27 protein-coding genes and 1 tRNA gene are annotated in these 25065 nt (G+C 50.0%); 8 read left to right on the top strand and 20 right to left on the bottom strand.

What is annotated here, in order from left to right; all coding sequences use genetic code 11:
* Positions 1-27 precede the first annotated feature (27 nt).
* Entirely contained in the window at positions 28-876 is an 849-nt protein-coding gene (gene fdhD / locus AC2UZI_RS04270) for a formate dehydrogenase accessory sulfurtransferase FdhD (protein ID WP_486942579.1), read from the top strand.
* A 20-nt stretch (positions 877-896) separates the two neighbouring features.
* Positions 897-1151, top strand: coding sequence for a formate dehydrogenase subunit delta (locus AC2UZI_RS04265; protein ID WP_486942578.1), 255 nt, complete (start codon positions 897-899; stop codon positions 1149-1151).
* Between the two features lie 98 nt (positions 1152-1249).
* On the opposite strand, the gene AC2UZI_RS04260 is transcribed toward AC2UZI_RS04265, so the two are convergent.
* Both AC2UZI_RS04260 and AC2UZI_RS04255 read right to left on the bottom strand, forming a co-directional pair.
* Positions 1250-1711, bottom strand: coding sequence for a universal stress protein (locus AC2UZI_RS04260; protein ID WP_486942577.1), 462 nt, complete (start codon positions 1709-1711; stop codon positions 1250-1252).
* An 89-nt stretch (positions 1712-1800) separates the two neighbouring features.
* Positions 1801-2142 carry a protein tyrosine phosphatase family protein gene (locus AC2UZI_RS04255; protein ID WP_486942576.1) on the bottom strand — a complete coding sequence of 114 codons (342 nt, stop codon included), beginning with the start codon at positions 2140-2142 and terminating at the stop codon, positions 1801-1803.
* A gap of 47 nt (positions 2143-2189) precedes the next feature.
* Between AC2UZI_RS04255 and AC2UZI_RS04250 the strand changes: the two genes are divergently transcribed.
* The 4 genes from AC2UZI_RS04250 (at position 2190) to AC2UZI_RS04235 (ending at position 4626) form a co-directional block, all read left to right on the top strand.
* Positions 2190-2492, top strand: a complete 303-nt coding sequence (locus tag AC2UZI_RS04250; protein WP_486942575.1) for a GNAT family N-acetyltransferase — start codon at positions 2190-2192, stop codon at positions 2490-2492.
* A gap of 97 nt (positions 2493-2589) precedes the next feature.
* Positions 2590-2997 (top strand): group III truncated hemoglobin, encoded by a 408-nt coding sequence (locus AC2UZI_RS04245; RefSeq protein WP_486942574.1) that lies wholly within the window; start codon positions 2590-2592, stop codon positions 2995-2997.
* Entirely contained in the window at positions 2984-4171 is a 1188-nt protein-coding gene (locus tag AC2UZI_RS04240) for an NnrS family protein (protein WP_486942573.1), read from the top strand. The genes AC2UZI_RS04245 and AC2UZI_RS04240 overlap by 14 nt, the downstream gene beginning before the upstream one ends.
* A gap of 11 nt (positions 4172-4182) precedes the next feature.
* Positions 4183-4626, top strand: a complete 444-nt coding sequence (locus tag AC2UZI_RS04235) for an RrF2 family transcriptional regulator (RefSeq protein WP_486942572.1) — start codon at positions 4183-4185, stop codon at positions 4624-4626.
* Between the two features lie 27 nt (positions 4627-4653).
* Here the strand turns inward: AC2UZI_RS04235 and serA are convergent, their stop codons facing one another.
* The 17 genes from serA to AC2UZI_RS04150 all read right to left on the bottom strand — a co-directional run bounded on the left by serA (position 4654) and on the right by AC2UZI_RS04150 (position 21097).
* Positions 4654-5853: a phosphoglycerate dehydrogenase gene (gene serA, locus AC2UZI_RS04230; RefSeq protein WP_486942571.1), complete on the bottom strand. Its 1200-nt coding sequence runs from the start codon at positions 5851-5853 to the stop codon at positions 4654-4656.
* A 137-nt stretch (positions 5854-5990) separates the two neighbouring features.
* Positions 5991-6992, bottom strand: a complete 1002-nt coding sequence (locus AC2UZI_RS04225; RefSeq protein ID WP_486942570.1) for a cytochrome-c peroxidase — start codon at positions 6990-6992, stop codon at positions 5991-5993.
* 201 nt (positions 6993-7193) lie between these two features.
* Positions 7194-7898, bottom strand: coding sequence for an ABC transporter ATP-binding protein (locus AC2UZI_RS04220; protein ID WP_486942569.1), 705 nt, complete (start codon positions 7896-7898; stop codon positions 7194-7196).
* Positions 7891-8658: an ABC transporter ATP-binding protein gene (locus AC2UZI_RS04215; RefSeq protein ID WP_486942568.1), complete on the bottom strand. Its 768-nt coding sequence runs from the start codon at positions 8656-8658 to the stop codon at positions 7891-7893. The genes AC2UZI_RS04220 and AC2UZI_RS04215 overlap by 8 nt, the downstream gene beginning before the upstream one ends.
* A complete protein-coding gene (locus tag AC2UZI_RS04210; RefSeq protein WP_486942567.1) occupies positions 8651-9607 on the bottom strand; it encodes a branched-chain amino acid ABC transporter permease in 957 nt (318 codons plus the stop codon). The genes AC2UZI_RS04215 and AC2UZI_RS04210 overlap by 8 nt, the downstream gene beginning before the upstream one ends.
* Before the next feature lie 2 nt (positions 9608-9609).
* Positions 9610-10530 (bottom strand): branched-chain amino acid ABC transporter permease, encoded by a 921-nt coding sequence (locus AC2UZI_RS04205; protein WP_486942566.1) that lies wholly within the window; start codon positions 10528-10530, stop codon positions 9610-9612.
* A gap of 27 nt (positions 10531-10557) precedes the next feature.
* Positions 10558-11721 (bottom strand): ABC transporter substrate-binding protein, encoded by a 1164-nt coding sequence (locus AC2UZI_RS04200; protein WP_486942565.1) that lies wholly within the window; start codon positions 11719-11721, stop codon positions 10558-10560.
* Positions 11722-11853: 132 nt separating this feature from the next.
* The gene (locus tag AC2UZI_RS04195) at positions 11854-13068 is read right to left on the bottom strand and encodes an amino acid aminotransferase (RefSeq protein WP_486942564.1); all 1215 of its coding nucleotides are present in this window, start codon (positions 13066-13068) and stop codon (positions 11854-11856) included.
* A 92-nt stretch (positions 13069-13160) separates the two neighbouring features.
* Positions 13161-14252, bottom strand: a complete 1092-nt coding sequence (ychF, locus tag AC2UZI_RS04190; RefSeq protein ID WP_486942563.1) for a redox-regulated ATPase YchF — start codon at positions 14250-14252, stop codon at positions 13161-13163.
* Between the two features lie 85 nt (positions 14253-14337).
* A complete protein-coding gene (locus AC2UZI_RS04185; RefSeq protein ID WP_486942562.1) occupies positions 14338-15165 on the bottom strand; it encodes a CPBP family glutamic-type intramembrane protease in 828 nt (275 codons plus the stop codon).
* Positions 15166-15172: 7 nt separating this feature from the next.
* Complete coding sequence (pth, locus tag AC2UZI_RS04180; RefSeq protein ID WP_486942561.1) at positions 15173-15769, bottom strand: aminoacyl-tRNA hydrolase; 597 nt, start codon at positions 15767-15769, stop codon at positions 15173-15175.
* A gap of 126 nt (positions 15770-15895) precedes the next feature.
* Complete coding sequence (locus AC2UZI_RS04175; RefSeq protein ID WP_486942560.1) at positions 15896-16528, bottom strand: 50S ribosomal protein L25/general stress protein Ctc; 633 nt, start codon at positions 16526-16528, stop codon at positions 15896-15898.
* Positions 16529-16626: 98 nt separating this feature from the next.
* Entirely contained in the window at positions 16627-17577 is a 951-nt protein-coding gene (locus tag AC2UZI_RS04170; protein ID WP_486942559.1) for a ribose-phosphate pyrophosphokinase, read from the bottom strand.
* A 112-nt stretch (positions 17578-17689) separates the two neighbouring features.
* Positions 17690-17766 (bottom strand) — tRNA-Gln (locus AC2UZI_RS04165).
* A gap of 4 nt (positions 17767-17770) precedes the next feature.
* Positions 17771-18712, bottom strand: coding sequence for a 4-(cytidine 5'-diphospho)-2-C-methyl-D-erythritol kinase (gene ispE, locus AC2UZI_RS04160; RefSeq protein ID WP_486943711.1), 942 nt, complete (start codon positions 18710-18712; stop codon positions 17771-17773).
* A gap of 16 nt (positions 18713-18728) precedes the next feature.
* Positions 18729-19322 carry an outer membrane lipoprotein LolB gene (locus tag AC2UZI_RS04155; protein ID WP_486942558.1) on the bottom strand — a complete coding sequence of 198 codons (594 nt, stop codon included), beginning with the start codon at positions 19320-19322 and terminating at the stop codon, positions 18729-18731.
* Complete coding sequence (locus AC2UZI_RS04150; RefSeq protein ID WP_486942557.1) at positions 19319-21097, bottom strand: tetratricopeptide repeat protein; 1779 nt, start codon at positions 21095-21097, stop codon at positions 19319-19321. The genes AC2UZI_RS04155 and AC2UZI_RS04150 overlap by 4 nt, the downstream gene beginning before the upstream one ends.
* 86 nt (positions 21098-21183) lie before the next feature.
* On the opposite strand from AC2UZI_RS04150, the gene mutM reads away from it, so the two are divergent.
* Positions 21184-22011: a bifunctional DNA-formamidopyrimidine glycosylase/DNA-(apurinic or apyrimidinic site) lyase gene (gene mutM, locus AC2UZI_RS04145; RefSeq protein WP_486942556.1), complete on the top strand. Its 828-nt coding sequence runs from the start codon at positions 21184-21186 to the stop codon at positions 22009-22011.
* Positions 22012-22061: 50 nt separating this feature from the next.
* On the opposite strand, the gene AC2UZI_RS04140 is transcribed toward mutM, so the two are convergent.
* Complete coding sequence (locus tag AC2UZI_RS04140; protein ID WP_486942555.1) at positions 22062-23477, bottom strand: FAD-binding oxidoreductase; 1416 nt, start codon at positions 23475-23477, stop codon at positions 22062-22064.
* Positions 23478-23592: 115 nt separating this feature from the next.
* Here AC2UZI_RS04140 and AC2UZI_RS04135 point away from each other — a divergent pair, with 115 nt between their 5' ends.
* A complete protein-coding gene (locus tag AC2UZI_RS04135) occupies positions 23593-24984 on the top strand; it encodes a phosphomannomutase/phosphoglucomutase (RefSeq protein WP_486942554.1) in 1392 nt (463 codons plus the stop codon).
* The last annotated feature ends 81 nt before the right edge of the window (positions 24985-25065 follow it).

The following is a 25065-nucleotide window of genomic DNA, read 5'->3' as shown; positions in this document are numbered from 1 at the left end:
AACGAGCACAGCTACATACTAAGCATCATGACAACACAAACCACACCCCCCACTGCAACCGTTGCACAAGGGGGGCTTACAACGTATGACGTTTGGCGCCAAAGCCCCTCTAAAACGGGGGGTTCCGAGCCCGACCTTATCGCCGTTGAAGTCCCTATTGCCTTACAGTTCAATGGCATTAGTCACGCGGCACTGCTCGCCACGCCTCTTGACCTTGAAGATCTGGCTGTAGGCTTTGCTTTTACAGAAGGCATTATCAGCAGCGCTAGCGAGGTATACGACGTGCAGATACACAGTGGCCCACAAGGCCATATCGTCGACATTGAAATCGCCAGTGCTTGCCTTCACAGGTTGAAGCAACGGCGGCGTCAATTAGCGGGGCGTACCGGTTGTGGGCTGTGCGGTTTAGAAAGCTTAAACGAAGTACGACGTGAACTGGATCCGGTTGCAACACCCCCAGAACGCGTCACAAGCAACGCCGTCTTTAATGCTTTAGACCAGCTACGTGCGCGACAACCCCTACATCAACAAAGCGGAGCCACCCATGCCGCTGGGCTTGCTTTAGCCAATGGCGACATCGAGGTGGTTCGCGAAGACGTAGGCCGACACAATGCGCTAGATAAACTAATAGGACATCTACTGCGGTCAGATGAACTTAGCCAAGCGCAACAAAAAATGGTGGTGGTGTCCAGTCGCGCGAGCTTCGAAATGGTACAAAAAACGGCTGCTGCCAATATTCCCACCTTAATTGCCGTGTCAGCTCCCACGTCGTTCGCTATTGATTTAGCCTCGGAACTTAACTTATTGCTGATCGGTTTCGGTCGTTCTCACCAGTTTAGTGTTTACAGCCACCCTCACCGTCTGCAGCCCCTCTAATTTGTAAAGCGTTTCTGACTATGAATATTAAAAGCCTAATCCCCATGGTCAATCGTATTGGCCAGTTTTTTGAGTCCCAACCCAAGCAAGATCAACGCACGATGGGAATCGCTAACCATATACGACAGTTCTGGGACCCGCGTATGCGTCGTTCGTTATACGAGTTTCTTGATCAACACCCCGACGGCCAAAGCTCAGACGGCGCGCTTTCCGCTATTGTGCTTGAAGCTGTCACCCAACATCGTGAGTTATTACAGCCCGCTAAGGCTAACTAGGGCGGCATGACCGAAAATAAAAAAAGGGATCGTTATGCTTCGTAACGATCCCCTTTTTTTGTCTAACGCTTGTTATATAGAGCGTAGACTCAGTGTACTTAGTCGCTGTCTTTGACTCGATAGACCAACACCGCGCAACGCGCGATATTTAATACTTTAATCGTTACGCTACCCAGTAACAGACGAGACAAACCACTGCGACCGTGCGAACCAATAAAGATTAAATCGCAGCCCTCTTCTTCCACGGCACTAACGATACCGTCAGCCACATTAAAATTCGAAACTGAACGTGAAGTCGCGGCAACACCCGCGGTTTCAGCACGATCCAGTACCGCTTTTAAGTATTTATTAGATTGCTCGGCTGCTGTCTTCTCGTAGTCTTCATCCGTAATGGCGTAAGCTGCCGCCATACCATCAAAGCCAACCGTTGCGGCAAAGGGCTGAGTCACGTGCAACGCTACAATTTCAGCCCCCGTTTTCTTAGCGAAGCACACTCCCTTATTTGCTGCTTGAGCTGATAGCGCTGAACCATCAGTTGGGATAAGTATTTTTTTAAACATGATGTTCTCCCTTAGTTAAGCCGTTCAATTAAGAGTAGCGCGAGACTTTCACCGCAAGCAAGCCTTCATTCGCACTCACTTGAGTTATATCAACTCTCAGTAGCCGCCTGATAAAGCTGAGCTGACCGGCTGCCGCTGCGACAATAAGCCAGTATAGGCGTTGGCAAACGATCAATAAGGGCGGCAAACTGCTGAACGTCAGTGGGGCTGATTTGCCCACTAATGACAGGTAAGTACTCAACGGTTAATCCGGCGGCTTGCGCTGCCGCGGTCACTGCCGCTGACGTTGGTTGCTCGGTGCCTCCTTCAAAATCTGGTCGATTAATGATGACACTTTTAAACCCAGTATTTGCCAACACCTGCATGTCTTCGGGTTGCAGCTGTGGGGCTACGGCAAAATTATCGTTTAAATTGTGATATTCCAATGTCATGGATTGCTCCGACTTAATATACTTAGCACTACGCTAAGAGTCATTATATGAAACCTCAGATAATATCAGCACCTACGATGCCTACCCTCAACGACGACAAGCTTACCGTTAGAAAGGCAGAACTAGACGACCTCAACGCTATCCAAGAAATTTATGTTTTTCACGTGCTGAATCGTACGGTCTCATTTGAAGAGCGAGCTCCTTCCGTACAAGAAATGCAACAACGCTACACGCTTATTACATCACAGGCTCTGCCTTGGCTGGTAGCAATAATTAACGAACAGATAGTCGGCTATGGCTCTGTGGGTAGTATCGCCCCCGCGTTCACTATCAATAACGCGGGTTTCTAAAAGACATTGCTTGTTTACTCACAATGCCGGACAATAAGATACATATTAAATATATGTTTGAGAAAACGCGAGTCATTTCATCAGTTAAGGATTTTTCATGATTGTTTCCGAGCACAGCGAGGCTGATATTCATCGATTAGTACACGACTTCTACGACGAAGTGCGTGAGCATGAAACCCTCGGCCCAGTTTTTAATGCGCATATCAAAGACTGGGACACTCACTTAGCCACCATGGTCGACTTCTGGTCTTCTTTGCTGCTAAGAACAGCACGATACTCGGGATCACCCATGGTTAAACACGGCAACTTACCTGAGCTCAGTGCAGAGCTCTTTGAAAGTTGGTTAGCACTCTTTAGCCAAACCACCGCAAAACATCCTAATCAGGCACTTGCCACTCAAGCCAGAGCCTACGCCCAGCGCATTGCCCGTAGCCTTTGGATGGGCTACCAAATAACGCACAACCCTGAAGCCACTCCACTTGAGCTAAAGCATGGCGAACGCTAAATTTTCTTTCAGAACGGTAGAGCTTGAAGCCTCGTTGTCGATGGGGTTTAGGCCGCTCTATCTGCTCGCTGTTTTGTGGGCGATATTGAGTGTCAGCCTATGGGTTTATGCTCCGGCTTACCTCTCACCCTCGCTTTTTGTCATGTACTGGCACGCACATGAAATGCTGTGGGGTTTCGTGGGCACCATTGCCGTTGGCTTCTTACTGACGGCCAGTGCAACCTGGACAGGAATTAACCCACTTTTTGGTCGACCCCTCGCCTTGCTTTGCTTGCTTTGGATCAGTAGCCGCGCCCTGTTCTTATGGGGAACACCCGCAACGCTAACCATCGCCGGAGCGCTCGATAGCCTTTTCTTTTTACTTGCTGCCGTCGCCATCGCTCGCAGTGTTGTGCTTAGCAAAAACTGGCGCAATTTAATGATGCCTTTGCTACTCTGCTTCTTAGCCGCTACGCAATTCGTTTTCGTACTCAGTGCCGCGCAATTCAATACGGCCCTAATGTGGCAAAGCTTCAATATCGCTTGGGTAGTCATGGCAGTGATTAGCTTGCTGATTAGCAGTCGAGTCATACCTTTTTTTACCCAGCGCCGCTTGGCTAACCCCTCGATTCCTCTTTTAGCATCGCTTCAGCCGGTTATTCTTGCGCTTGGTGTGATGACCATCGCGGCTTTGATGGCGGCCCTAAATGCCGTAGCTGGTGCGCTACTTGTCGTTGCTGGCATCATCGTTTTCTACCAAATTGCTCGCTGGCATCAACGTGAGATTTGGCAAGAAAGCTTACTGTGGATTTTATTCGTGGGTTATGCCTGCATCGGTGCTGGCCTGCTTGTCGCGGGTGCCTATTTCGCTCAAAGTACGTTGGGGTTACAAGTACGTCTGGCCGTTCCCATACACGTGGTAGGTGTTGCAGGCTTCGCCACCTTAATCATTGGTATGTTGGTGCGCACATCTCAAGGACATTTAGGCTTGGCGCTAAGTACGACGCCCTCGCTACGCATGGCTTTTTATGGCATGTTACTTTGTGCTGTTTTTAGATTAATCGCGCTGTGGCCATCTGCCTTTGCGATTCAAGCCTTGCACCTCTCCACCTTATTTTGGGTACTAAGCTTAGGGCTTTATATCAACTTCTTCGTATTCAGGCTATTAAGCCCTAGGCCTACGGTTTCTCAATAAGCGAGTTAGTAATGCGACTAAACCTAAGCAGCGATTATGCATTACGTTTGCTCATGTATTTGGCGACTCACACCGAGCGACTGTGCACCATTACTGAAATAGCCAATCACTATGCTATTTCCCGCTCTCATTTAATGAAAGTCACTCATGGTTTGGCTCAGAATGGTTGGATTACGACGGTACGTGGTAAAAATGGTGGCATGCAGCTGGCTCGCCCTGCCACAGAAATTCGCATCGGTGCCGTCATTCTCGATTGCGAATCTGACTTTCAACTGGTGGAATGCATGAGTGACACCAGCCAATGTGTACTCGACGGATCGTGTAAGCTTAATGGCATCCTTAATGGTGCCATGCAAGCGTTTATGAGCCATTTGCAGCAATACACCTTAGATCAATTAATCACCCCAGCCAGCACCGCTGTGCTGTTCTACCGGCCTTCTGCTGCTGTCCAATAAAAAAAGGGCTTAACGCCCTTTTTTATTTTAGATCCGTTCGCAACGAACCGTACCCGGGTGTGCACGTAAGCGATTCAGTAAGTCTTCAGTGACTTCACCATCAACGTCAGTGATGGCATAACCAAACTGCCCCAAGGTTTGTAACTGTTGACCCACAATGTTCAACCCGCTTTCTGCGAAAATATTGCTTAACGCCCCCATTGTACCGGGCACGTTCTTATGGACATGCAAAATACGTGTTTCACCAGTGATGGGTAAATAAGGGACCTCTGGAAAGTTTACTGCTCCTTTCGTCGCACCACTGCGTAAGAACAGCACCAACTTCTCGGCCACCTCGCGGCCGATATTCTCTTGCGACTCTTGTGTGCTTCCACCAATGTGTGGTGTCAGAATGACGTTCATCATGCCAATCAATGGGCTTGCTAACGGTTCGTTAACGCCTTTGGGCTCACTGGGAAACACATCCAGCGCCGCACCCGCCAAATGCCCACTTTTCAGCAATTCGTGTAAGGCATCAATGTCCACTACCGAGCCACGAGAAGCGTTAATCAAGACCGCACCTTTCTTCATTTGCGCCAAGGTAATGCTGTTCATAATATCTTCAGTGGTAGCCCCACCCGGTACATGCAACGTCACCACATCAGATTGCTCAAGCAAACGCTTTAACGATGGGCACGATTTCGCATTACTAAGAGGAAGCTTAGACTCAATGTCGTGGAACAACACGCGCATACCCAAAGCTTCAGCTAGCGTACCGACTTGGGAACCAATATTTCCGTAACCCACAATGCCTAAGGTTTTTCCGCGTATTTCAAACGCGCCTTCTGCTGACTTGTCCCAAAACCCTTGATGCACACGCGCATTTTTCTCAGGGATTCGACGAAGCAATAAAATCGCTTCGCCCAGCACCAGCTCAGCAACAGAACGCGTGTTGGAAAACGGAGCATTAAAAACAGGTAAACCGGTTTCAGTCGCGTAATCCAGATCAACTTGATTTGTGCCTATGCAAAAACATCCCACCGCTCGCAATGACGGTACAGCCGATAACACGCGCTGGTCTAACTGTGATCGGGAGCGTATACCCACGGCGCTAGCACCCTGTAAGGCCTCAATCAGAGCCTCTCCGGTGAGTGCGACTTTATGCGTGACAATATCGCTAAAACCCGCCGCCTCAAAGACTTCGCGGGCACTGGGATGGATATTTTCAAATAGGACAATACGAGTCATGTGGATTCCAAATTCAAATAGTATCTAAACGGTACTATTTCATGGTAAACCCTAGCCACTGATGCCGCAATAGCAAAAACAAAAATGGGCCCCGCAGGGCCCATTGTGCACGTCATGCTTGATCAGTCCATGCCATATTAGGAATCGAACGGTATGGGTCTAGGCGTGCTGTCATGTGATGGAGGCAGTATCGGCAACACGATTTCAGGTTGCTTACCGGTCAAGGCCTTCAAAAACTCGACGATATTGGCGTTCTCTTCATCCGTAAAATGACGCCCTAACTGCAATCGTCCCATAATATCCACGGCTTCGGTCAGGGTATCAACCGCTCCATCATGGAAATAAGGATACGTCATTTCTACGTTGCGTAATGTTGGCACTTTAAAACTAAAGCGGTCAGCATCAACACCCGTTACTGCCACACGCCCTTCGGCGGGGTTCGCCGTTTGGTAAGGCTCAATGACGCCCATTTTCTGGAATGAGCTGCCTCCTAAGTTAGGGCCATTATGGCAAGCAACACAGCCACTACCTTTAAACAGCTGGTAACCCGCTAAAGCTTGATCACTCAGCGCGTTGTCATCGCCTTTTAACCAAAGGTCAAAGGGTGAATCCGGTGTTACGAGCGTTTCCTCAAAAGCGGCAATGGCATCTGTCACATCGTCGATCGATAGGTCTCGTGTACCGTAAACGTTTTCAAATTCGTCCACATACTGCGGAATGGATTCCAGCACGTCTAACGCTAACTCGTGCGTGAACCCCATCTCGAGAGGATTCGCAATTGGCCCGCCCGCTTGCTCTTGCAGCGTTTTTGCTCTGCCATCCCAAAACTGGGTCAAGTTCAGACTAGAGTTCAATACCGTAGGCGAGTTGATCGGGCCTTCTTGCCAACGATCACCAATCGAGGTCGATAAGTTATCCGAGCCGCCGCGACTCATGTTGTGACACGAGTTACAGGAAATAAACCCAGACTTCGATAAGCGGGGTTCGAAAAACAGCTTCTTTCCCAGTTCTACCTTCGCAGGATCAGTAATGGTGGCATAAGGTATGGGCTGAACGGGCTCAGTTCTCTGCGCATGCGCAACGCCCGAAAAGCCCAGACTGATCGCAACGGCAAATAATGAAGCTTTAATCGGGGACATAATGACTTCCTTCAAATAAGGTAAACACAACGACACAGGCCAGCACCGTTGCATAAGCTATGCTGCAACCGCACCTTAGGTGTCATGTTTACTCTAACGAGCTTTTGTTAACCCTTGATTGAGCTAACTCAAGCCATTCAAACTTGAAGTAACATTCCGTACCGTTTGTAGCATAAATGCTACATTTATTAGAGGGCTACTTTACACTCCCAAGTAGCGTTCCCACACACCGGTCGCTTTGGCTAGGCTTGAAGAGTCCCCTTCCCACACGCACTGCCCTTTTTCCATCACCACATGGTGATCAGCAATTTCCATTAAACGGTGCACGTACTTATCGACGATAAGCACGGTTTGGCCTTCCCCTTTAAGACGGGTCAGACAGGCCCAAATTTCATCTCGAATTTTTGGGGCTAAGCCTTCAGTCGCCTCGTCGAGAATCAGCAGTTTCGGGTTGGTCACCAACGCTCGGCCAATGGCCAACATTTGTTGTTCGCCCCCCGAAAGTTGATTGCCCATATTTTTCTTGCGCTCGGCAAGTCGTGGAAACATGGCGTACACGCGATCATCATCCCATTGCCCGCTTGAATCAGCATTGCGATGCGCCAAGAAAGCACTTAAATGCTCGTGCACCGTTAGGTTAGGAAAGCACTGCCGACCTTCTGGCACGATCGCCACTCCGGCTCGTGCTATTTTGTCGGGCCTCCAGCCCGCAATCGCCTTATCATCAAAACGGATTTCGCCTTGTGTAGGGTGCAACAAACCCAATATGCAGCGTATTAACGTGCTTTTACCCATTCCATTGCGCCCTAACAAGCTTAATACTTGCCCTGCCTGCAGCTGCAATGTTGCGCCAAATAACACGGCGCTAGCCCCGTATCCGGCGTGTAAATTTTTGATATCAAGCATGCTCTTCATCAAGCTCAGTCCCTAAGTAAGCCTGTTGCACGTGTACGTTATGCCGTATTTCTGCTGGCGTACCACTGGCCAAAACCTGTCCTGCCACCAGCACCGTGATGCGGTCAGCCAAGCTAAACACCGCTTGCATGTCATGTTCGACCAGCAGCACAGTAAGCTGACCTCGCAAGCCGGCAATAAGCGTCGCTAAGCTCTGACTTTCGTCTGGCCCCATACCTGCCATGGGCTCATCAAGTAAAAGCACGCTGGGCGACGCTGCAAGCGCTAACGCGAACTCAAGCTTACGTTGCTCACCATGCGGCAAATGAGCCGCCTGCAAATCTAAAAGCCCGTGATCCACATTGCAGCGTGTGGCAAGTGCCAACGCCCACTGGTTTAAATGCACACTACTATCACGCTTCGCAAAAAAAGAGAAAAATCGAGTTTCTGCCCCTTGTACGGCTAAGAGCAAGTTTTCTCTGACGCTTAACTGATTAAAAATGGTGGTGATTTGAAAAGAACGCGTCAAGCCTGCATGCACCCGCTGGTGTACGCCTAACGCCGTTATATTTTTACCGCGCAGATCAATGTGCCCTTCATCCGGCTTTAGGGCCCCTGACATTAGCTGTATTAACGTAGACTTACCGGCGCCATTGGGCCCGATGAGTGCGTGAATTTCGCCTTTCTTAAGCGTTAATGACACGTTATTCGTTGCATGCAATGCCCCGAAACGCTTATGCAATCGCTGAATGGTCAATACGGAATCAGGCATTTTTGTGCCCCGCGCCTGAGGCCTTTACAACACTCGGCCAACGTATCGCCGCCAAGCCTTTAGGCGCGAAAAAGACCACACATAACAACAATATGCCCAACGGCATATGCCAGTAATCCGTCCACATTCTTAAGAATTCTTCGAGCGCCAATAGCAACACCGCACCAAATACGCCAGCCCACCGCATTCCTAGCCCCCCCACCAACACCATGATGAGCAGGTTGGCTGACTGCGTCCAATGCATCATCGACGGGGAAACAAACTGGTTGTGATTCGCCAATAACGCTCCAGCTAAGCCAAGCGCTGTACCACTTAACACATAGGCAATCAGCTTTAGCCAATACACCGGATAGCCCAAGGCCGCCATTCGTGTTTCATTCTCTTTAATTCCTTCAAGTGCCCTGCCAAATCGCGAAGACACCACCACATTAAAAACAATGAAAAAAGCCACAGCAATGGCCAGCACCAGATAATAAAACCCAAACTCGCTATACAGGCTCAAACCCGGCAACGTGGAAAGCTGGTACAAGCTGATGCCGTCTTCGCCTCCGAACTGTCGCAACGAGATAAATACGTAGTACGCCATTTGTGCAAACGCCAAGGTGATCATAATGAAATAGACTCCTCGGGTTCGCAATGAGATAGCGCCCGTGATCAGCGCAAACAATGCCGCGACGAGCATTGCAACCGGCCAGACGATAAAAGCGTGGGTATAGCCCTGTTCGGCCATCATCACTACAGCGTAGGCACCCAACCCTAGAAAGGCAGCGTGGCCCAAAGCCACCATGCCCCCAAACCCCACAATTAAACTTAAGCTGGTGGCCGCCAAAGCGAAAATCAAAATGCGACGGACAAAAGAAATATAAAAACCCAGATCAAGCGCCTCTGCCACAAAGGGGAAGACGCAAAGCAACAGCAATAAACACAATGAAGGGATGTAGCGCTGCACAATTATCCTCTTGCCGGAAACAAGCCGGAAGGCTTAAACACCAACACCACAGCCATCAACACGTAAATCGAAATTGCGGCCAACATGGGGCCTACACTGGTTGCAATGTTTCCAGGCAAAACCTCTCGCAGCAGTAACGGTAGGAAGGCTCTACCAGCGGTATCGACCATGCCCACAATCAGCGCACCGACTAGCGCACCGCGCACCGAACCTATACCCCCTATCACGATGCATACCAGTACCAAAATCAGAATATCTTCGCCCATACCGATTTGCACCGCGCTGATCGGCCCCATCAAGGCGCCTGCCGCTGCCGCCAACATGGCACCTAGGGTAAATACACTAAGAAATAAAAGGGGGACTCGCACACCCATTAGCGTCGCCATTTGTCGATTTGACGCGCCGGCCCGTACCAAGGTACCCGCTCGCGTGCGGGTCACAAAATAATAAAGCCCCAATGCCAGCATCACCCCTAAAGCAATCATCATCAGTCGATACGATGAATACAAGAGGTCGGGCAACAGGCGTACGGGACCAGAGAGCAACGAGGGCATATTAAGAAGTTGTGGAGCCGGACCCCATATCATTTTCACCGCATCGTTGGCGATTAAAATGATGGCGTAACTGCCTAATACTTGAGCCAAATGATCGCGTACGACCAAGCGTCGCATAATCAGTAGCTCGACGATAATAGCCACAACCCCCGTGGCCAACACAGCCACCAACACCGCCAACACGAACGAGCCCGTGCGCTGCATGGTGTCGGCTGCCACATAGGCCCCCACCATGTAGAACGATCCATGCGCCAGATTCATGATGTCCATAATGCCGAACACCAAGGTGAGCCCAGCGGCAATTAAAAACAGCATTAAACCGAACTGAAGGCCGTTTAACAATTGCTCGAAAACTAAGATGGGGGTCATAACATCTACCAGCGTCTAAACGCCGCGTTACAGCTTACACTCGTCAACATACACGTCTTGGTATTGATCAAAGACCTGCTCTACCAACCGGTTAATCAGTTGACCATTTTCGTCTTTATCTACAACACGCAAGTAATACGATTGAATGGGATAATTATTGCTGCCATACACGTAATCGCCACGCACCGAATCGTAGTCAGCGGCTTTCAAGGCTTTTAGTACGGCTTCTTTATCATCCACATTGCCATCAACTTGGCGCACGGCAGCATCTAAGGCTAACAACACGTCATAAGCTTGCGCTGCATACACGGATGGGTAACGGCCATCGTACTCGGCCCTAAAGGCTTTCACAAAAGCACGGTTAGCGTCATTATCAAGGTCTTGAGCCCACTGCGCTGTGTTATACATACCCAGCATCGCGTCGCCCACTGCTTGAATAATATCCTCGTCACCGGAAAACCCAGGACCAATTAGCGGGGTATCAATAGACAGCCCTGCAGCCACGTATTGCTTAATGAAATTAATACCCATTGTGCTGGGCATGAAGATATACACGGCATCAGGCTTTGCTGCGCGAACTTGTGCAAGCTCTGCGCCGTAGTCAATCTGACCTAAACGCGTATAAATTTCCTGGTTTACGGGTTGATCATAGCCGCGTTTAAAACCCGTTAGCCCGTCTCTGCCGCCGGGATAATCGGGCGCTAAGATCACCATGTTTTTGTAGCCGCGAGTCGCAGCGACTTTTCCTGCTGCCTCATGGAAAGCATCATTTTGATAGGCTGCGCCAAACCAATAAGCATTGCACTGCTTACCCGCAAACTGGCTGGGGCCCGGATTGCTTGAGACAAAAGGCACCTTAGCGTTAAACAGTGTAGGGCCTACCGCTAACGCAACGTTTGAGCCCACCGGCCCCGTAAAGAAATCAATATTTTCTCGTTGCACATAGCGGTTCACAAGTTGCCGAGCCTGATCTGGGTTGCCGCCCATATCATTTTGCAAAAACTCGGCAGGAAAGCCACCTAACTTACCGTCAAGCTGCTTAATTGCCAGATTAAAACCATCACGGGTTTCTGCGCCAATCGCCGAGAAAGGCCCCGAGATATCATTAGCAATACCGACCTTGATGGGTTTCGCTACGACTGCAGCCGGCAGTAGGCACATCGCCACTACCATTGATGCTAAACCACGCATGTGTCAACTCCTTGCGCTACGCGCATTATTTTAATTTTTAGACTGACTACCAACCATTTCATCATGTATGGGTGTCGCGATCCGTGTCGCAACACCCATACATTCGAGTCAATCGGTCAAACCGAATATCGTTTATACAGACTCTGTAACCGCAGTGCTAACCACCGCCGCTACTGCCTCAACAAAGTAATCGATGTTATCCATATTAAGACCAGGCACACTGATACGACCCGAATCAATAATATAAACGGCAAACTCGTCACGTAAACGCTGTAGTTGTGCGGTACTTAAGCCGGTATAACAAAACATACCTTGCTGTTTGACGAAGTAGCTAGAATCGTACTCTGGGGCTTTATGTTTTAGCTTATCGTGAGCCGCTTGCCGCATTCCGGCAATACGCTCTCGCATGGCGGTTACCTCGGCCTTCCATTCGGCAACAAGCGCAGGGTCATTCAAAACCCCTGCTACCGCCTGACCACCATGAACAGGTGGGTTTGAGTAGATACGGCGTACCGCGGCTTTAAGCTGACCTAATACACGACTGGCTTCATCCGCCGTCGCACAAACCACCGAAAGCCCACCACAGCGCTCGCCATAATACGAGAAATTCTTAGAGAACGAGTTAGCAACAAAGAAGGTTAACCCTGCTTTCTCCATCTCGCGGATGGCAAAAGCATCCTCGTCCAACCCTTTACCAAAACCCTGATAGGCCATATCCACAAACGCAATTAACTGTTTATCGCGTAAGACCGGAATGAGGGCCAGCCATTGTTCGGCACTGAGATCGACCCCAGTTGGGTTATGGCAGCAAGGATGTAATAACACAATGCTATGAGGCTTCAATTGACGGATGTCCTCGAGCATTCCTTCGAAATCCAAGCCTTGGGTTTGCTTGTCGTAATAACGATAAGAATGGGTAGGAATTCCAGCGCCCTGAAAAATAGCGTGGTGGTTATCCCAAGCGGGGTCGCTAATCCACATTTCAGCATCGGGATATGCCGCATGGAGGAAATCCCCACCGACTTTTAGCGCACCTGTCCCACCCAGGGTTTGAATTGTAGCAATACGTCCCTCTGCTAGCGCGGCCGAATCAGCACCAAACACAAGACCTTGTACAGCCTTACGGTAGCTTTCTAAACCTTCTATAGGAAGGTAAGGACGAGGCTGGCGCTGTGCAGCCCAACGCTGCTCAGATTTTTCAACGCAACTCAGCAGGGGAATTTCACCCGCATCGTTATAGTACAAACCTACCGTTAAATTCACTTTTTTCTGACGAGGGTCGGCATGAAATGCCTCGCCAATTTTGAAGATGGGATCTCCCCCAAAAGCTTCAATATGATCAAACATAATCTCGGTATCCTTAAGAGCGAATGCGGCTAAAACCACCCGTTTGTGTATCACGGCCTTTCGGCAGCACGATCACATCACGACGCACGCGATTAGACATTAAATAAGAAATTCAGTACGTCACCGTCTTTTACTACGTAATCTTTTCCTTCCGCACGCATTTTTCCGGCTTCTTTAGCGCCCTGCTCGCCTTTGAACTGGATAAAGTCATCGTAGGCAATGGTTTGAGCTCGGATAAACCCGCGCTCGAAATCCGTATGAATCACGCCTGCTGCTTGAGGCGCTGTGGCACCAATAGGCACCGTCCAGGCTCTGACTTCTTTTACACCTGCCGTAAAGTAGGTTTGCAAACCGAGTAAGGAGTAACCGGCACGAATGACGCGGTTTAATCCGGGCTCAGTCATGCCCATGTCTTCAAGGAAAACGCTTTTATCTTCGTCATCAAGCTGTGCGACTTCAGCTTCGATGGCGGCGCAAACGGCCACCACTGGCGAGCCTTCTTTGGTGGCGTAACCCACAACCAAATCAAGCAGAGGATTGTTCTCAAACCCACCCTCTTTGACATTGGCCACGTACATCGTCGGCTTGGCGGTGATGAAATGAAACTGTTGAATAGCGAGTTGATCGCCTTCGTCAAAATCCAGTGCGCGCACAGGCGTACCTTGATCCAACGCCGCAATAATACGTTCTAGCGCCTTACACAAACGAATGGAGTCTTTATCACCCGAACGAGCACTGCGTGCATTGCGCTGTAAGGCGCGTTCAGCGCTCGCCATATCAGCGAGAGCCAATTCAGTATGAATGACTTCGATGTCAGCAATAGGATCAACCTTCCCTGCTACGTGCACCACGTTGTCATCTTCAAAACATCGCACCACGTGCACGATGGCATCGGTTTCACGAATATTGGCCAAGAACTGGTTGCCTAGACCCTCGCCCTCGGATGCCCCAGCAACAAGACCTGCGATATCCACGAACTCGACCACGGCGGGTAAAACACGCTCGGGGTTGACGATGTCGGACAAAGGAGCGAGACGCGCATCGGGTACCTCAACAACGCCGACGTTGGGCTCGATGGTGCAGAAAGGATAATTTTCCGCGGCGATCTCGGCCTTGGTTAGCGCGTTAAACAGAGTGGATTTACCAACGTTGGGCAGGCCAACAATGCCGCATTGAAGTGACATGACGTTCCTGAAAACAAGGGGATTAAAAAAGCGTTATTGTAGCCTTAGCGAACCAGCGATAACGAATCTCGTTGCTAATAAAGCACTACGCTGCCAGTTCTGGCATAAAACGGACAATAAGCCACACTAACAAAAGTGGACCACCATTAAACACCGCGTGCAAAACAATGGCGGCACCAATACCCCGCCGTACGCGCATCCATGCCAAAACCAGACCCGTTACAAACTGGGGCAGCACCATGAGTGGCAACAACCAAAGGGGTATTGTTGTAAAAATAAAATTATATAAATGTAAGGCCGCAAAAGCCAAGGTCGAGCCGTAAACGATCCAAATAAAATGCTGTCGATAATGCGTTAAGACGGCATAATCCAGCGCCCGTTTCGCTAACGTAACCTGTAATAGACGATTAACACCTGTACTAACAGCACCAGCACTACGCTTAGGCCGATACGCGAAGCGCTGATGAGGAAAAAAAATCGGCTGCATCAATAAAAGCAAGATCAGTGCCACCAGCGCAGCACTATACCAAACAGGCCCAGTCACCATGCACACGGCCGCAATCGGCACCACCCACAGCATCAGCGCAGGACGTCGTAAGCCATATCTAAAGACCAGCTCCTCGACAATGGGCGCCCAAATTAATGCCTGCAACCACGGAATACTATGCAAATTCAAACGGTGTTGGGCCCCTGCTGCTCCGGCTGCCATGGCTGCTAAGGGACCAAATACCAAAAGATTGATCGCCCATAGACACAACGCCCAAAGCAGTATTCTGGAGAAATCCAGCCCGCCAAACCAATCTGTCGATACAGCATGGCTCGCCGCACGCTTAATTGGGCGACGACTTAAGGTTGGCGATCGTAAAAATCCAAAAAAATCATGTAGCTCGGCGCGAAACGGGGATTTTTTCATACCATCCTTACGCACGATTGCTGGCATGTAACTCGCGCGCTACTGCCTCCATATCGCCACTCAACAAATCAGGCAGCGCACGATCACAGCGCGTGAGCATATCGTGAATATCGTCGAGCTCTTGTTTGCGAGGCGCATTCAAAACAAAGGCAGCAACCTGTTGCGCTAAACCTAAGGTGCGGGGATGACCTATACCCAAACGCAAACGCCAATAATTCGGGCTACCATACACGCGGTGTATGTCACGCAATCCGTTATGCCCCGCGTGGCCGCCTCCGAACTTAATCTTTACCTGACCCGGCATTAGGTCAAGCTCGTCATGCAGCACGAGCACTTGATGACTTTCAAGCTTATAAAAACGAGCCAAGGCGCCAGCCGCTAAGCCCGAACGATTCATAAAGGTAGTGGGTTTGGCAATAATCACCGCCTCTCCGTTGAAACGCCCTTTAGCCACCCACGCTGAAAAATTCTTTTCTAAGGTAAAACGCGCATGTAATTGTTCGGCGAACTGATCCGCTAACCAAAAGCCGGCATTATGCCGAGTTAGCTGATACTCGGGGCCCGGATTACCGAGGCCAATAATTAAGCGTATAGGATCACTCATAAACCCAAAACACCTTTATAGCGATTGTTACTATACAAAAACAAACCCCTGCCAGCATAAGCCGGCAGGGGTTTGGAAGCAAAGCAAACCAAATCGGTATACGCTAAGCCGTAACGCGATTGGAAGTTACTCTTCGCTAGCGCTGCCTTCGCCTTCAGCGTCGGCTTCACCTTCGTCATCACTTGCAGCTTGACCACCGCCTGTTGCTAACGCAGCAGCAAGTACGGGATCAGGATCAGTGCTTGCACCAGCGTATTCAACGCCAGCAGGCAAAGTAACCGATGCTAAGGTCAATGTAGCACTGGCTTCCATTTGACCCAAGTCCACTTCAATAGAAGGTGGTAAATCACCAGGCAAACATGTAATTTCGAGGTCAGTAAGAACCTGACTGATTACTTGGTTGTGCAATTTAACAGCTGGTGACTCGTCACCATTAATGAAAGCCAATGGTACACGAGTAGTAATCGCTTCTTTGGCTGACACACGCTGAAAATCGACGTGTAAAACCTGCTGTTTATAAGGGTGCCACTGCACTGAACGCAGTAGAACCTGTACAGGCTTACCATCTAATTCCATCGTAAGGATGGAAGCGTGGAATACATCTTTACGTAAATCGTGATAGATCTGGTTATGATCTAAAGCGATACGTTGTGGTTCGGCTGCACCGCCATAAACAATGGCAGGAACCTGACCAGCGCGACGCAGGCGGCGGCTCGCACCCGAACCCTGTACGCTACGCGTGGAGGCTGAGAATTTCATGGGATTAACTCCAAATTGGCCTTAAGGCCGGTTTACATATGCTAGGCATTAACACCCGCATACAACTAAGGCTTACCGCGACCAGTAAGCCTAAAAACTTAATCTACGAATAACGAACTGACGGACTCGGCATTGGAAATCCGCAGCATTGTCTCACCTAACAGCGCGGCACATGACAACTGACGAATTTTACTGCATTCGCGTGCTTCGGCTGATAAGGGAATGGTATCTGTGACCACTAGCTCGTTGAGTTGCGAATTGCTGATGCGTTCTACCGCCTCACCGGACAAAACAGGGTGAGTGCAATACGCGTAAACTGCGCCAGCACCGCGTTCTTTTAACGCTTCAGCGGCCTTACACAAGGTACCTGCTGTATCAACCATGTCGTCCATCAAAATACACGTGCGTCCGTTTACATCACCGATAATATTCATGACTTCGGAGACGTTTGCACGGGGGCGGCGTTTATCAATAATGGCCAAGTCCACCTCAAGTTGCTTCGCAAGTGCTCGTGCACGTACTACACCGCCAATATCAGGCGATACCACAACGAGGTTTTCGTAATTACAACGCCAAATGTCGCCCAGCAAAATAGGCGAAGCATAAATGTTATCAACAGGGATATCGAAGAACCCCTGGATTTGATCGGCGTGTAAATCCATTGTCATCACACGATCAACCCCGGCCACTTGCAACATGTTAGCAACCACTTTGGCTGAGATAGAAACACGGGCTGAGCGAGGACGACGATCTTGGCGAGCGTAACCGAAATAGGGAATGGCAGCAGTGATGCGACCCGCCGACGCGCGACGCAGAGCATCAACCATGACCATAATTTCCATTAGGTTATCGTTGGTGGGTGCGCAGGTGGGCTGAAGCACAAAAACATCGCGACCGCGAACGTTCTCGTTGATTTCGACCATTGCTTCGCCGTCGGAGAAGCGGCCTACCGTCATTTTACCCAAGGACATATCTAGGTGATTAACCACATCAACAGCTAAACGTGGGTTAGCTGTGCCGGTGAAAATCATGAAGCGGTCGTGTGCCATGAGGTGTGCGGATGTATTGAGAGTGCAGTGAAAAAGCAAAGCTGTTGGCCGCAGCCCGACAGGATACGACTCAACAGCTTTACAATACCGCAGACGGGTTAGGTCTGGAAAGTGGCTGGGGAAGAAGGATTCGAACCTTCGCATGCCGGAATCAAAATCCGGTGCCTTAACCAGCTTGGCTATTCCCCAAAATTCAATTTAACCAAGAACGTAGCGGGTGATCGCTTAGGCTTGATACCAACCAATGCCCTTCAACCAACTTCCGCCCGTTATTAGTCAGATCTAGCATATTACTGCTAATACGATCATGCTGTCTAACAGCGACTTCGTAGTTACTGTGCCCTACAAAAACACAAGAACCCGAGCCCGTCATTCTAGCATTTAAATCTAAACCTTGCAAGCTATTTAAAACATCTGCCACCGGCTTATGTTTCTTGCAAACAATAGACTCTAAATCATTCTTGCCGAACAACGGCAGTGATTCTAGCACGTTATTTTTTTGCTCACAAGCCCCAGAAACCTGTTCTGTTTGCCATCGAGCAAAGTCCGTCATTATGATCGTAGGAGTATCTCTTGTCAAGCCCGCATCAGAGAAAACATCAGCGGTAGAAACGAAAGCTGCTGGGCGCACGATGTTGTAATGACATGTAGGCAAATCGACGCCTTGCAATTGCTCACCAATGCCATCCGCAAAAGCGTTAACACCATAGATAAAAACCGGAACATCGGCACCAAGCTGTAGGCCCAACGCCATGAGCTGTGGCCGTGACAATCCTGTGCCCCATAACCGGTTCAAAGCAATCAGTGTAGTCGCCGCATCACTTGAACCGCCCCCTAAGCCCCCACCCGCTGGGATACGCTTCACGCAATCCAACTGCACTCCATAGGATGTTCCCGTTGCTTGTTGCAATAAGGTGGCTGCTTTTACGATCAGGTCATCCGCAGGCGCTAAACCCACCAGGCTTTCGTTCTCTCTGACAATTTTTCCATCCGAACGACGTTCAAAGCTCAACACATCTTGCAGATCGATAAAATGAAACACCGTCTGCAGAAGGTGATAACCATCGGGCCGTCTGCCCACCACATGCAAAAACAAATTGAGCTTGGCGGGAGCCGGAACATCATAAAGTCGCAACGACATCAATTAAGCCTTACTGATCAATAACCAAGCGCACACTTATGTTGCTCTGGCTGTCATTACGATTCAACACTAACAAACGAGGGCCATACGCATCATAACGTTGTAGGCGAACGCGCCACCCGTCATCGGAAAATGAGACGGGGCTGGAGTCGGAGTGCGTTACGTTATGCGCCGTATTAGCAACCTCGCCACGCAACCAACTGCGTAATTTAGAAACGGGGATAGGACTGCCTAAGACCTGCTCGACCAGAGCATCCGGATCAGCCGCTTGCTCGGTACTACCGTCGGTACGATATAAGACGGCTTCATTATCGCTAACCATCACTCTGGCTAAAATACTGCCCATCGGGTTATGTAAATCAAGCTGTAGTTGCTGATTTACCTCAACCCAAGAGAAGCCCCCTTGGACCGCATCGCGCTGCCCATTGTGGTATTGCACGTTAATAGCGAAACGTCCATTACGCGTAAAGTCACTGCTTTGCGCTACGTGGTCAGAAACGGTGGGCACTGTTGTACACGCCGTTACTAAGATCAGGGCAAAAATGACACTAACGCGTAGCAACCACGATATCGCAGTGTCTGAGCAAAAACGTATTTTATTCATGGTAGCTGCACACCGAAACGCTTAAGCGTTTCAAGCAAAATAGGGTTCTGGGGATCTAAACCGAAACCCTCAGTCCAGACTTGTTTTGCATCATCTTGAAAGCCTTTTGCCCAGTAGACCTCGCCCAAATGCGCAGCAACCTCAGCTTCTGGCAATTGCTCGTACGAACGACGCAAATACTCCAAGGCCCCTTGGTTATCACCAATTCGATACAAATACCAACCCACACTATCTAATATGTAGGGATTATTGGGGTCTAGCTCTAGCGCTTGTTCGAGTAGATCTTGCGCTTCGTTGAGCTTGCGGTTTTGATCCGCATAGGTATAACCTAAGGCGTTATAAGCGTTTGCATCGGTCGGCTGTAAGTCGATGACCTGCTTCATTAAACGCTCGAATTCATCATAACGAGACTGACGCTCGTAAAGCATCGCTAAGTCATACTTAATTTCAGCGGTATCAGGCAACTCGCGATCGGCTCGCTCTAGCACCTCAACAGCTTCATCCGTACGGCTTGCCTGCCGATAAATCGAGGCGCGCGTTAAGGCCACTACCGCTTGTTCTTGAGTGCCTTGCGCACCGCTCATGTCGAGCGTACGCTGAGCGCGCCGCATGTCTCCTGAGCGCGCTTCTAATACCGCCTTATGCACCACCGCCTGAAAGCGTAAGGCGGGCTCTTCAATTAACTCTAACTGTTTAATGGCTTCGGAGTAATTTCCCTGTTGCTCAGCTATTTGCACCAACGCTAAACGCGCATCCGATATATTGGCTAGCGCATTACTGGCCTGGTCGTGCACAGAACGACGTCGCTGGCTTTGCACACTGATAAATTCATTCAATAATGTTCTGGCTTCGCCAAATCGTTCGGCTCGCGCATTAATTTCGGCCTCGGTGTAGAGCAAATCAAAATCTTCAGGGTTACGGCTTTGCATTGTCTGCACAACCGCTAGCGCTTCATCGTAGCGTTGATAATCAACCAAGCGATTAATGAGCAACAAGTGCAATTTGCGTGACTCGGGATATTGCAATGCGAACTGTTGGGCATCGGCCAGCGCCTGATCGGGATCAAGCTCTAACCCGTACTCAAGCACTCGCTGAGCGGCCGCCTCAGAACCGGGGGCTTGCACTAAGGCTTGTTTAGCCTCGTGCAAAGCACGCTCTTTGCGTTGAGCCCCCCAAGCGGTATCCGCTAACGCCAAATGAGCGATGGCCAAGTTTCGCACATCGCTGGGTAGCGCCTGTTCTAGCACGTCAAACGCCAAGCGGGGATCAACCATTTTACTGACAATACCCAGCGCTTGAATCACCGCTTGCTCTTTATTTCGAGCGCTTTCAATTCGTTGATACAGCGCCTGAGCCAATCCAGTGGTATTACCCGTGGATGCTTCCAAAGCCAAGGCAGTCGCTTTGGCTTCTGGGTCATTAGGCGCCAGCAGGCTCCAATCTTTTGCTGCTCGCAACGCGCGTGCTAAGTTACGATCGGCCATCGAAAACTGGAAGGCTCGTTGCGCAAAGCGAGGGTCTAAGGTGTCGCGCGCTAAACTCAAGAACGTTTGACTGGCGGCTTCAAAATCGCCCTGTTGCACAGCCACTTCTGCAACCAGAATACGATAAAGTATGTCCGCACTGAGGCTAACTTCGGGTAATTCACCACTACGCAAATGAATACGCTCTACTGACTGCTCAGCAGGCAACCTTTCATTTGCTAGCGCCACAGATAACCCAAAAGAAAGCGGCCCGAGTAATAACGTGCTAAACAGTAAGGAGTAAAAATTCATCCAATAAAACCAGCGCAACGGCGCATAAAATTAAGCGTCAGATGGCAACATAAGACCGCATGATTCATTGATGTTATCACCCCCCTATGCCAGAACTACCAGAAGTTGAAACCACGCGTCGCGGAATTGCGACGATCATGAATGGCCAAACGTTAAAACAATTTATCGTACACGAGTCTCGGATGCGTTGGCCTATTCCCGCCGAGTTACCTCGCCTTATCAACAACCAAACCATACTGGCCTGCGAGCGCCGAGGAAAGTATTTACTATTGCGCTTTGCACATGGTACCCAATTAATACATTTAGGAATGTCGGGATCGCTGCGTCGTGTAGCGCTTGATGCTCCACGCTTAAAGCACGACCATGCCGAATGGATACTGGAAGACGCTCGCTTTCTGCTGCATGATCCGCGTCGCTTTGGTTCGGTGCTTTGGCACCCTACTGAAGAGGGCGACTTATCCGAGCATCCATTACTAAAGCGACTGGGCGTGGAACCCTTTAGCACCGATTTCACAGCTAAGCTGCTGTTTGACGGCTTGCAAAAACGAAGTATGGCCGTTAAACCGGCGCTATTAAGTGGCTCGATCGTGGTTGGTGTTGGAAATATCTACGCCTCTGAAGCCCTATTTAGAGCGGGGATTCATCCAATGGCCACGGCCAACACACTGTCATTAACGCGAATCAAACGGCTACACCAATCCATTGTGGACACCTTACACGACGCGCTAGAGTCCGGCGGCTCGACGTTACGAGATTATGTCACTACTACGGGCGAGCCGGGTGCTTATTTTGAGCTTCATGCTCGCGTTTACGACAAAGTGGGACTTCCTTGTCCTAAATGCGAGCGCCCTATTAAACGTATCGTACAAAACCAGCGCGCCACGTATTTCTGCTCGGCCTGCCAACGCCGATAGCATCAGCGGAACCGTGATGCAAAGCGCAAAAGCAACGCATCACGTCGGCCTTAAACGTTTAATACTTTCCCAGGATTGAATAGGTTTTCTGGGTCAAGTGCGCGTTTAATACTATGCATTAAGGCCAGCTCTACAGGATCTTTATAATCAACAAGTAAATCTCGCTTTAATTGGCCTACCCCATGCTCGGCGCTAATCGACCCCTGATAACGGTGCACCCTGTCATGGACCACACGATAAATGTCGTCTTGCTTAGCTAGCAATTCGTCTTCGCTAAAAGCACTGCCTCGTGCCACGTTGTAATGCAGATTACCATCACCTAAGTGCCCAAAAATGACGTGTTCGATGCCAGAAAACTTGGATTGCAACGCCTGATTCGTATTTGCTACAAAATCGGGAATTAACGATACCGGTATCGAGACATCATGTTTAATACTTTTTCCAAACGCTTTTTCCGCCAGTGGAATGCTTTCACGCAAGTGCCATAACGCCTGACTTTGGGCCACGCTTTCTGCAATGACGGCATCAGAGACCAAACCTTGTTCGATGGTCTCACCCAGCACTTCTTCAAATCGCTCGCGCGCATGGGCTTCACTTTCGCTATCGGATAACTCAAGTAAGGCATACCAAGGCTGCTCAGCGCTGTCTCCCGTGAAAGGCAAACGCTGCTCGGGATAGCACGTAACCACCCCTTCTAAACAATTACGGGCGATCACCTCAAAGCCCGTTAAGGCGGCCCCAAAACCTTTACGCGCCGACGCCAACACCGCAACAGCATCGTCTAACGAATCAAGTGCAAGCAAAGCCGTACATTGCGCCACGGGTTTGGGATAAAGCCTGAGGGTCGCGGCCGTAATAATGCCTAATGTACCTTCGCTACCAATAAACAAATTTCGTAAATCGTACCCAGTGTTGTCTTTACGAAGACCTCGTAACCCATTCCAAACTTGGCCATCGGCACACACTACCTCTAAGCCCAAGCAAAGCTCACGAACATTGCCATAACGCAATACCTGAGTGCCCCCAGCATTCGTGGCTAGATTTCCACCGATGGTGCAACTTCCTTCTGCCGCTAAACTTAAGGGAAACAGACGATCCACCGAGTCAGCCGCTTCTTGTACCGATTGCAGTATGCACCCCGCCTCGACCACCATCGTGTCGTTATCGGTATCAATGCTACGAATAGCGTTTAAACGCGCCAAAGATACGACAAGGCTTTTTCCTGTTTGATCGGGTGTCGCTCCGCCACATAACCCTGTATTACCGCCCTGAGCAACAATGGGCACACGATTCGCTCTGCACCATTGCACCACCTTAACGACCTCTTGCGTGTCTGCAGGGCGAACCACCGCTAACGCCGTGCCTTCATAACGTCCGCGCCAATCACTCAGGTAGGGCTCCATCGCCTGACCCGTTAATACATTTTCTGTGCCAATAAGCCCAACCAAGTCAGTAAGCTGCGTCATAAAAACCTTTATAAACAATATTGCCAGTCCGCTGACACGCGGACCCTACCTTAAGCATACGCCTATGAGTGATAATAGAGATCTTAACACTCCACCATATAAGGGATTTTCTGCTATGCCTACCCCAGCTTTGCCTGAGGCCGTCTTTAAAGCGTATGACATTCGCGGTATTGTGCCTGAACAACTGAACCCCAATTTTGCTTTCGCTTTAGGCCAAGCTATCGGTGTAGAGTCAATGCGACTAGATGTGGATACGGTGGTGGTGGGCTATGACGGCAGACATAGTAGCCCCGAGCTTGCCAAGACTCTACATCAAGGCATCAATAGCGTCGGTGTTCATAGTGTTGACCTTGGGCTTGTGCCTACGCCTTTGGTTTACTATGCGGCTCATGTCCTAAAAACAGGTACAGGTGTGGCCATTACAGGAAGCCATAACCCACCCGAGTACAACGGTTTCAAAATGATGATTAATGGCAAAACCCTTCACGGTGATGACATTCAAAACATTAAGAAAACCATGCTGTTGGGTCCCCACGCTACAGATAAGTTCACAACAGGCAACTGCCTACAGCAGCAGTTGGTGCCTCAGTACATCAACGAGATCTGCACAACGATCAAACTGGCTCGTCCAATGAAAGTAGCCATTGATTGCGGCAATGGCGCGGGTGCTGTGCTGGCCGAGGCCCTGTACACCCAACTGGGCTGCGAGGTCGACATGTTATTTGGCGAGGTTGATGGCAATTTCCCCAACCACCACCCAGACCCCGCGGTTCCCGCCAATCTAGCTGACCTTATCGCACACGTTCAAGCTACCGACTGCGAACTGGGCTTGGCGTTTGATGGTGATGCCGACCGCCTTGGCGTCGTTACCCGCAGCGGCACGATCATTTGGCCCGACCGTCAATTGGTGCTCTATGCCCAAGACGTGCTTGAGCGCGATCCCGGCGCCACCATTATTTACGATGTCAAATGTAGTCGACATGTGGGCATAGAAGTTGAGAAGGCCGGTGGCGTACCCCTCATGTGGCAAACCGGACACTCATTAATCAAAGCGAAGCTAGCAGAAACGGGCGCCCCCCTAGCGGGTGAAATGAGTGGCCATATTTTCTTTAAAGAGCGATGGTACGGTTTTGATGACGGGCTTTATACCGGCGTGCGCTTACTGGAAATCTTGTCTAAGCATGCCAACCCTAGCGCCGTGCTTGAGGCGCTTCCTGAAGACCTCTCTACACCTGAACTAAAATTAGAAATGAACGAAGGCGAGCCTCACGCATTTGTCGCGCAGCTTCAACAGCAAGGCACGTTTGCAACAGCGGCTCATCGCATTACCATTGACGGAATCCGCGCGGAATATGAAGACGGGTTTGGGTTGGCTCGTGCTTCAAACACCACGCCAGTTGTAGTGCTACGCTTTGAGGCTCAAAGCGATGAAGCACTGCAACGCATTCAACGCGAGTTTCGCGATGCCATCCATAGCCTGAGGCCCGATTTGGTCCTGCCCTTCTAACGTTCCTATCAAAACCAGTCGGCGCCATGCAAACAGCCCTGAACACCACTCTGGTATCAGGGCTGTTGCACGTAGCGATAC

The organism is Paenalcaligenes sp. DL 463 (genome assembly GCF_057475185.1).
Note: the sequence above shows the minus strand (reverse complement) of the source record. Positions and strands in the feature narration are given on the sequence as shown.

What these genes read in the sequence shown, in the direction of transcription:
- ychF (WP_486942563.1), bottom strand. Translation starts at nt 14,252, where the DNA reads ATGTCACTTCAATGCGGCATTGTTGGCCTGCCCAACGTTGGTAAATCC.
- AC2UZI_RS04195 (WP_486942564.1), bottom strand. Translation starts at nt 13,068, where the DNA reads ATGTTTGATCATATTGAAGCTTTTGGGGGAGATCCCATCTTCAAAATT.
- AC2UZI_RS04140 (WP_486942555.1), bottom strand. Translation starts at nt 23,477, where the DNA reads ATGACGCAGCTTACTGACTTGGTTGGGCTTATTGGCACAGAAAATGTA.
- AC2UZI_RS04185 (WP_486942562.1), bottom strand. Translation starts at nt 15,165, where the DNA reads ATGAAAAAATCCCCGTTTCGCGCCGAGCTACATGATTTTTTTGGATTT.
- AC2UZI_RS04260 (WP_486942577.1), bottom strand. Translation starts at nt 1,711, where the DNA reads ATGTTTAAAAAAATACTTATCCCAACTGATGGTTCAGCGCTATCAGCT.
- AC2UZI_RS04235 (WP_486942572.1), top strand. Translation starts at nt 4,183, where the DNA reads ATGCGACTAAACCTAAGCAGCGATTATGCATTACGTTTGCTCATGTAT.
- AC2UZI_RS04265 (WP_486942578.1), top strand. Translation starts at nt 897, where the DNA reads ATGAATATTAAAAGCCTAATCCCCATGGTCAATCGTATTGGCCAGTTT.
- AC2UZI_RS04245 (WP_486942574.1), top strand. Translation starts at nt 2,590, where the DNA reads ATGATTGTTTCCGAGCACAGCGAGGCTGATATTCATCGATTAGTACAC.
- AC2UZI_RS04200 (WP_486942565.1), bottom strand. Translation starts at nt 11,721, where the DNA reads ATGCGTGGTTTAGCATCAATGGTAGTGGCGATGTGCCTACTGCCGGCT.
- AC2UZI_RS04135 (WP_486942554.1), top strand. Translation starts at nt 23,593, where the DNA reads ATGCCTACCCCAGCTTTGCCTGAGGCCGTCTTTAAAGCGTATGACATT.
- serA (WP_486942571.1), bottom strand. Translation starts at nt 5,853, where the DNA reads ATGACTCGTATTGTCCTATTTGAAAATATCCATCCCAGTGCCCGCGAA.
- mutM (WP_486942556.1), top strand. Translation starts at nt 21,184, where the DNA reads ATGCCAGAACTACCAGAAGTTGAAACCACGCGTCGCGGAATTGCGACG.
- AC2UZI_RS04220 (WP_486942569.1), bottom strand. Translation starts at nt 7,898, where the DNA reads ATGCTTGATATCAAAAATTTACACGCCGGATACGGGGCTAGCGCCGTG.
- AC2UZI_RS04170 (WP_486942559.1), bottom strand. Translation starts at nt 17,577, where the DNA reads ATGGCACACGACCGCTTCATGATTTTCACCGGCACAGCTAACCCACGT.
- pth (WP_486942561.1), bottom strand. Translation starts at nt 15,769, where the DNA reads ATGAGTGATCCTATACGCTTAATTATTGGCCTCGGTAATCCGGGCCCC.
- AC2UZI_RS04205 (WP_486942566.1), bottom strand. Translation starts at nt 10,530, where the DNA reads ATGACCCCCATCTTAGTTTTCGAGCAATTGTTAAACGGCCTTCAGTTC.
- AC2UZI_RS04150 (WP_486942557.1), bottom strand. Translation starts at nt 21,097, where the DNA reads ATGAATTTTTACTCCTTACTGTTTAGCACGTTATTACTCGGGCCGCTT.
- AC2UZI_RS04255 (WP_486942576.1), bottom strand. Translation starts at nt 2,142, where the DNA reads ATGACATTGGAATATCACAATTTAAACGATAATTTTGCCGTAGCCCCA.
- AC2UZI_RS04155 (WP_486942558.1), bottom strand. Translation starts at nt 19,322, where the DNA reads ATGAATAAAATACGTTTTTGCTCAGACACTGCGATATCGTGGTTGCTA.
- AC2UZI_RS04225 (WP_486942570.1), bottom strand. Translation starts at nt 6,992, where the DNA reads ATGTCCCCGATTAAAGCTTCATTATTTGCCGTTGCGATCAGTCTGGGC.
- AC2UZI_RS04250 (WP_486942575.1), top strand. Translation starts at nt 2,190, where the DNA reads ATGAAACCTCAGATAATATCAGCACCTACGATGCCTACCCTCAACGAC.
- AC2UZI_RS04175 (WP_486942560.1), bottom strand. Translation starts at nt 16,528, where the DNA reads ATGAAATTCTCAGCCTCCACGCGTAGCGTACAGGGTTCGGGTGCGAGC.
- AC2UZI_RS04240 (WP_486942573.1), top strand. Translation starts at nt 2,984, where the DNA reads ATGGCGAACGCTAAATTTTCTTTCAGAACGGTAGAGCTTGAAGCCTCG.
- AC2UZI_RS04215 (WP_486942568.1), bottom strand. Translation starts at nt 8,658, where the DNA reads ATGCCTGATTCCGTATTGACCATTCAGCGATTGCATAAGCGTTTCGGG.
- fdhD (WP_486942579.1), top strand. Translation starts at nt 28, where the DNA reads ATGACAACACAAACCACACCCCCCACTGCAACCGTTGCACAAGGGGGG.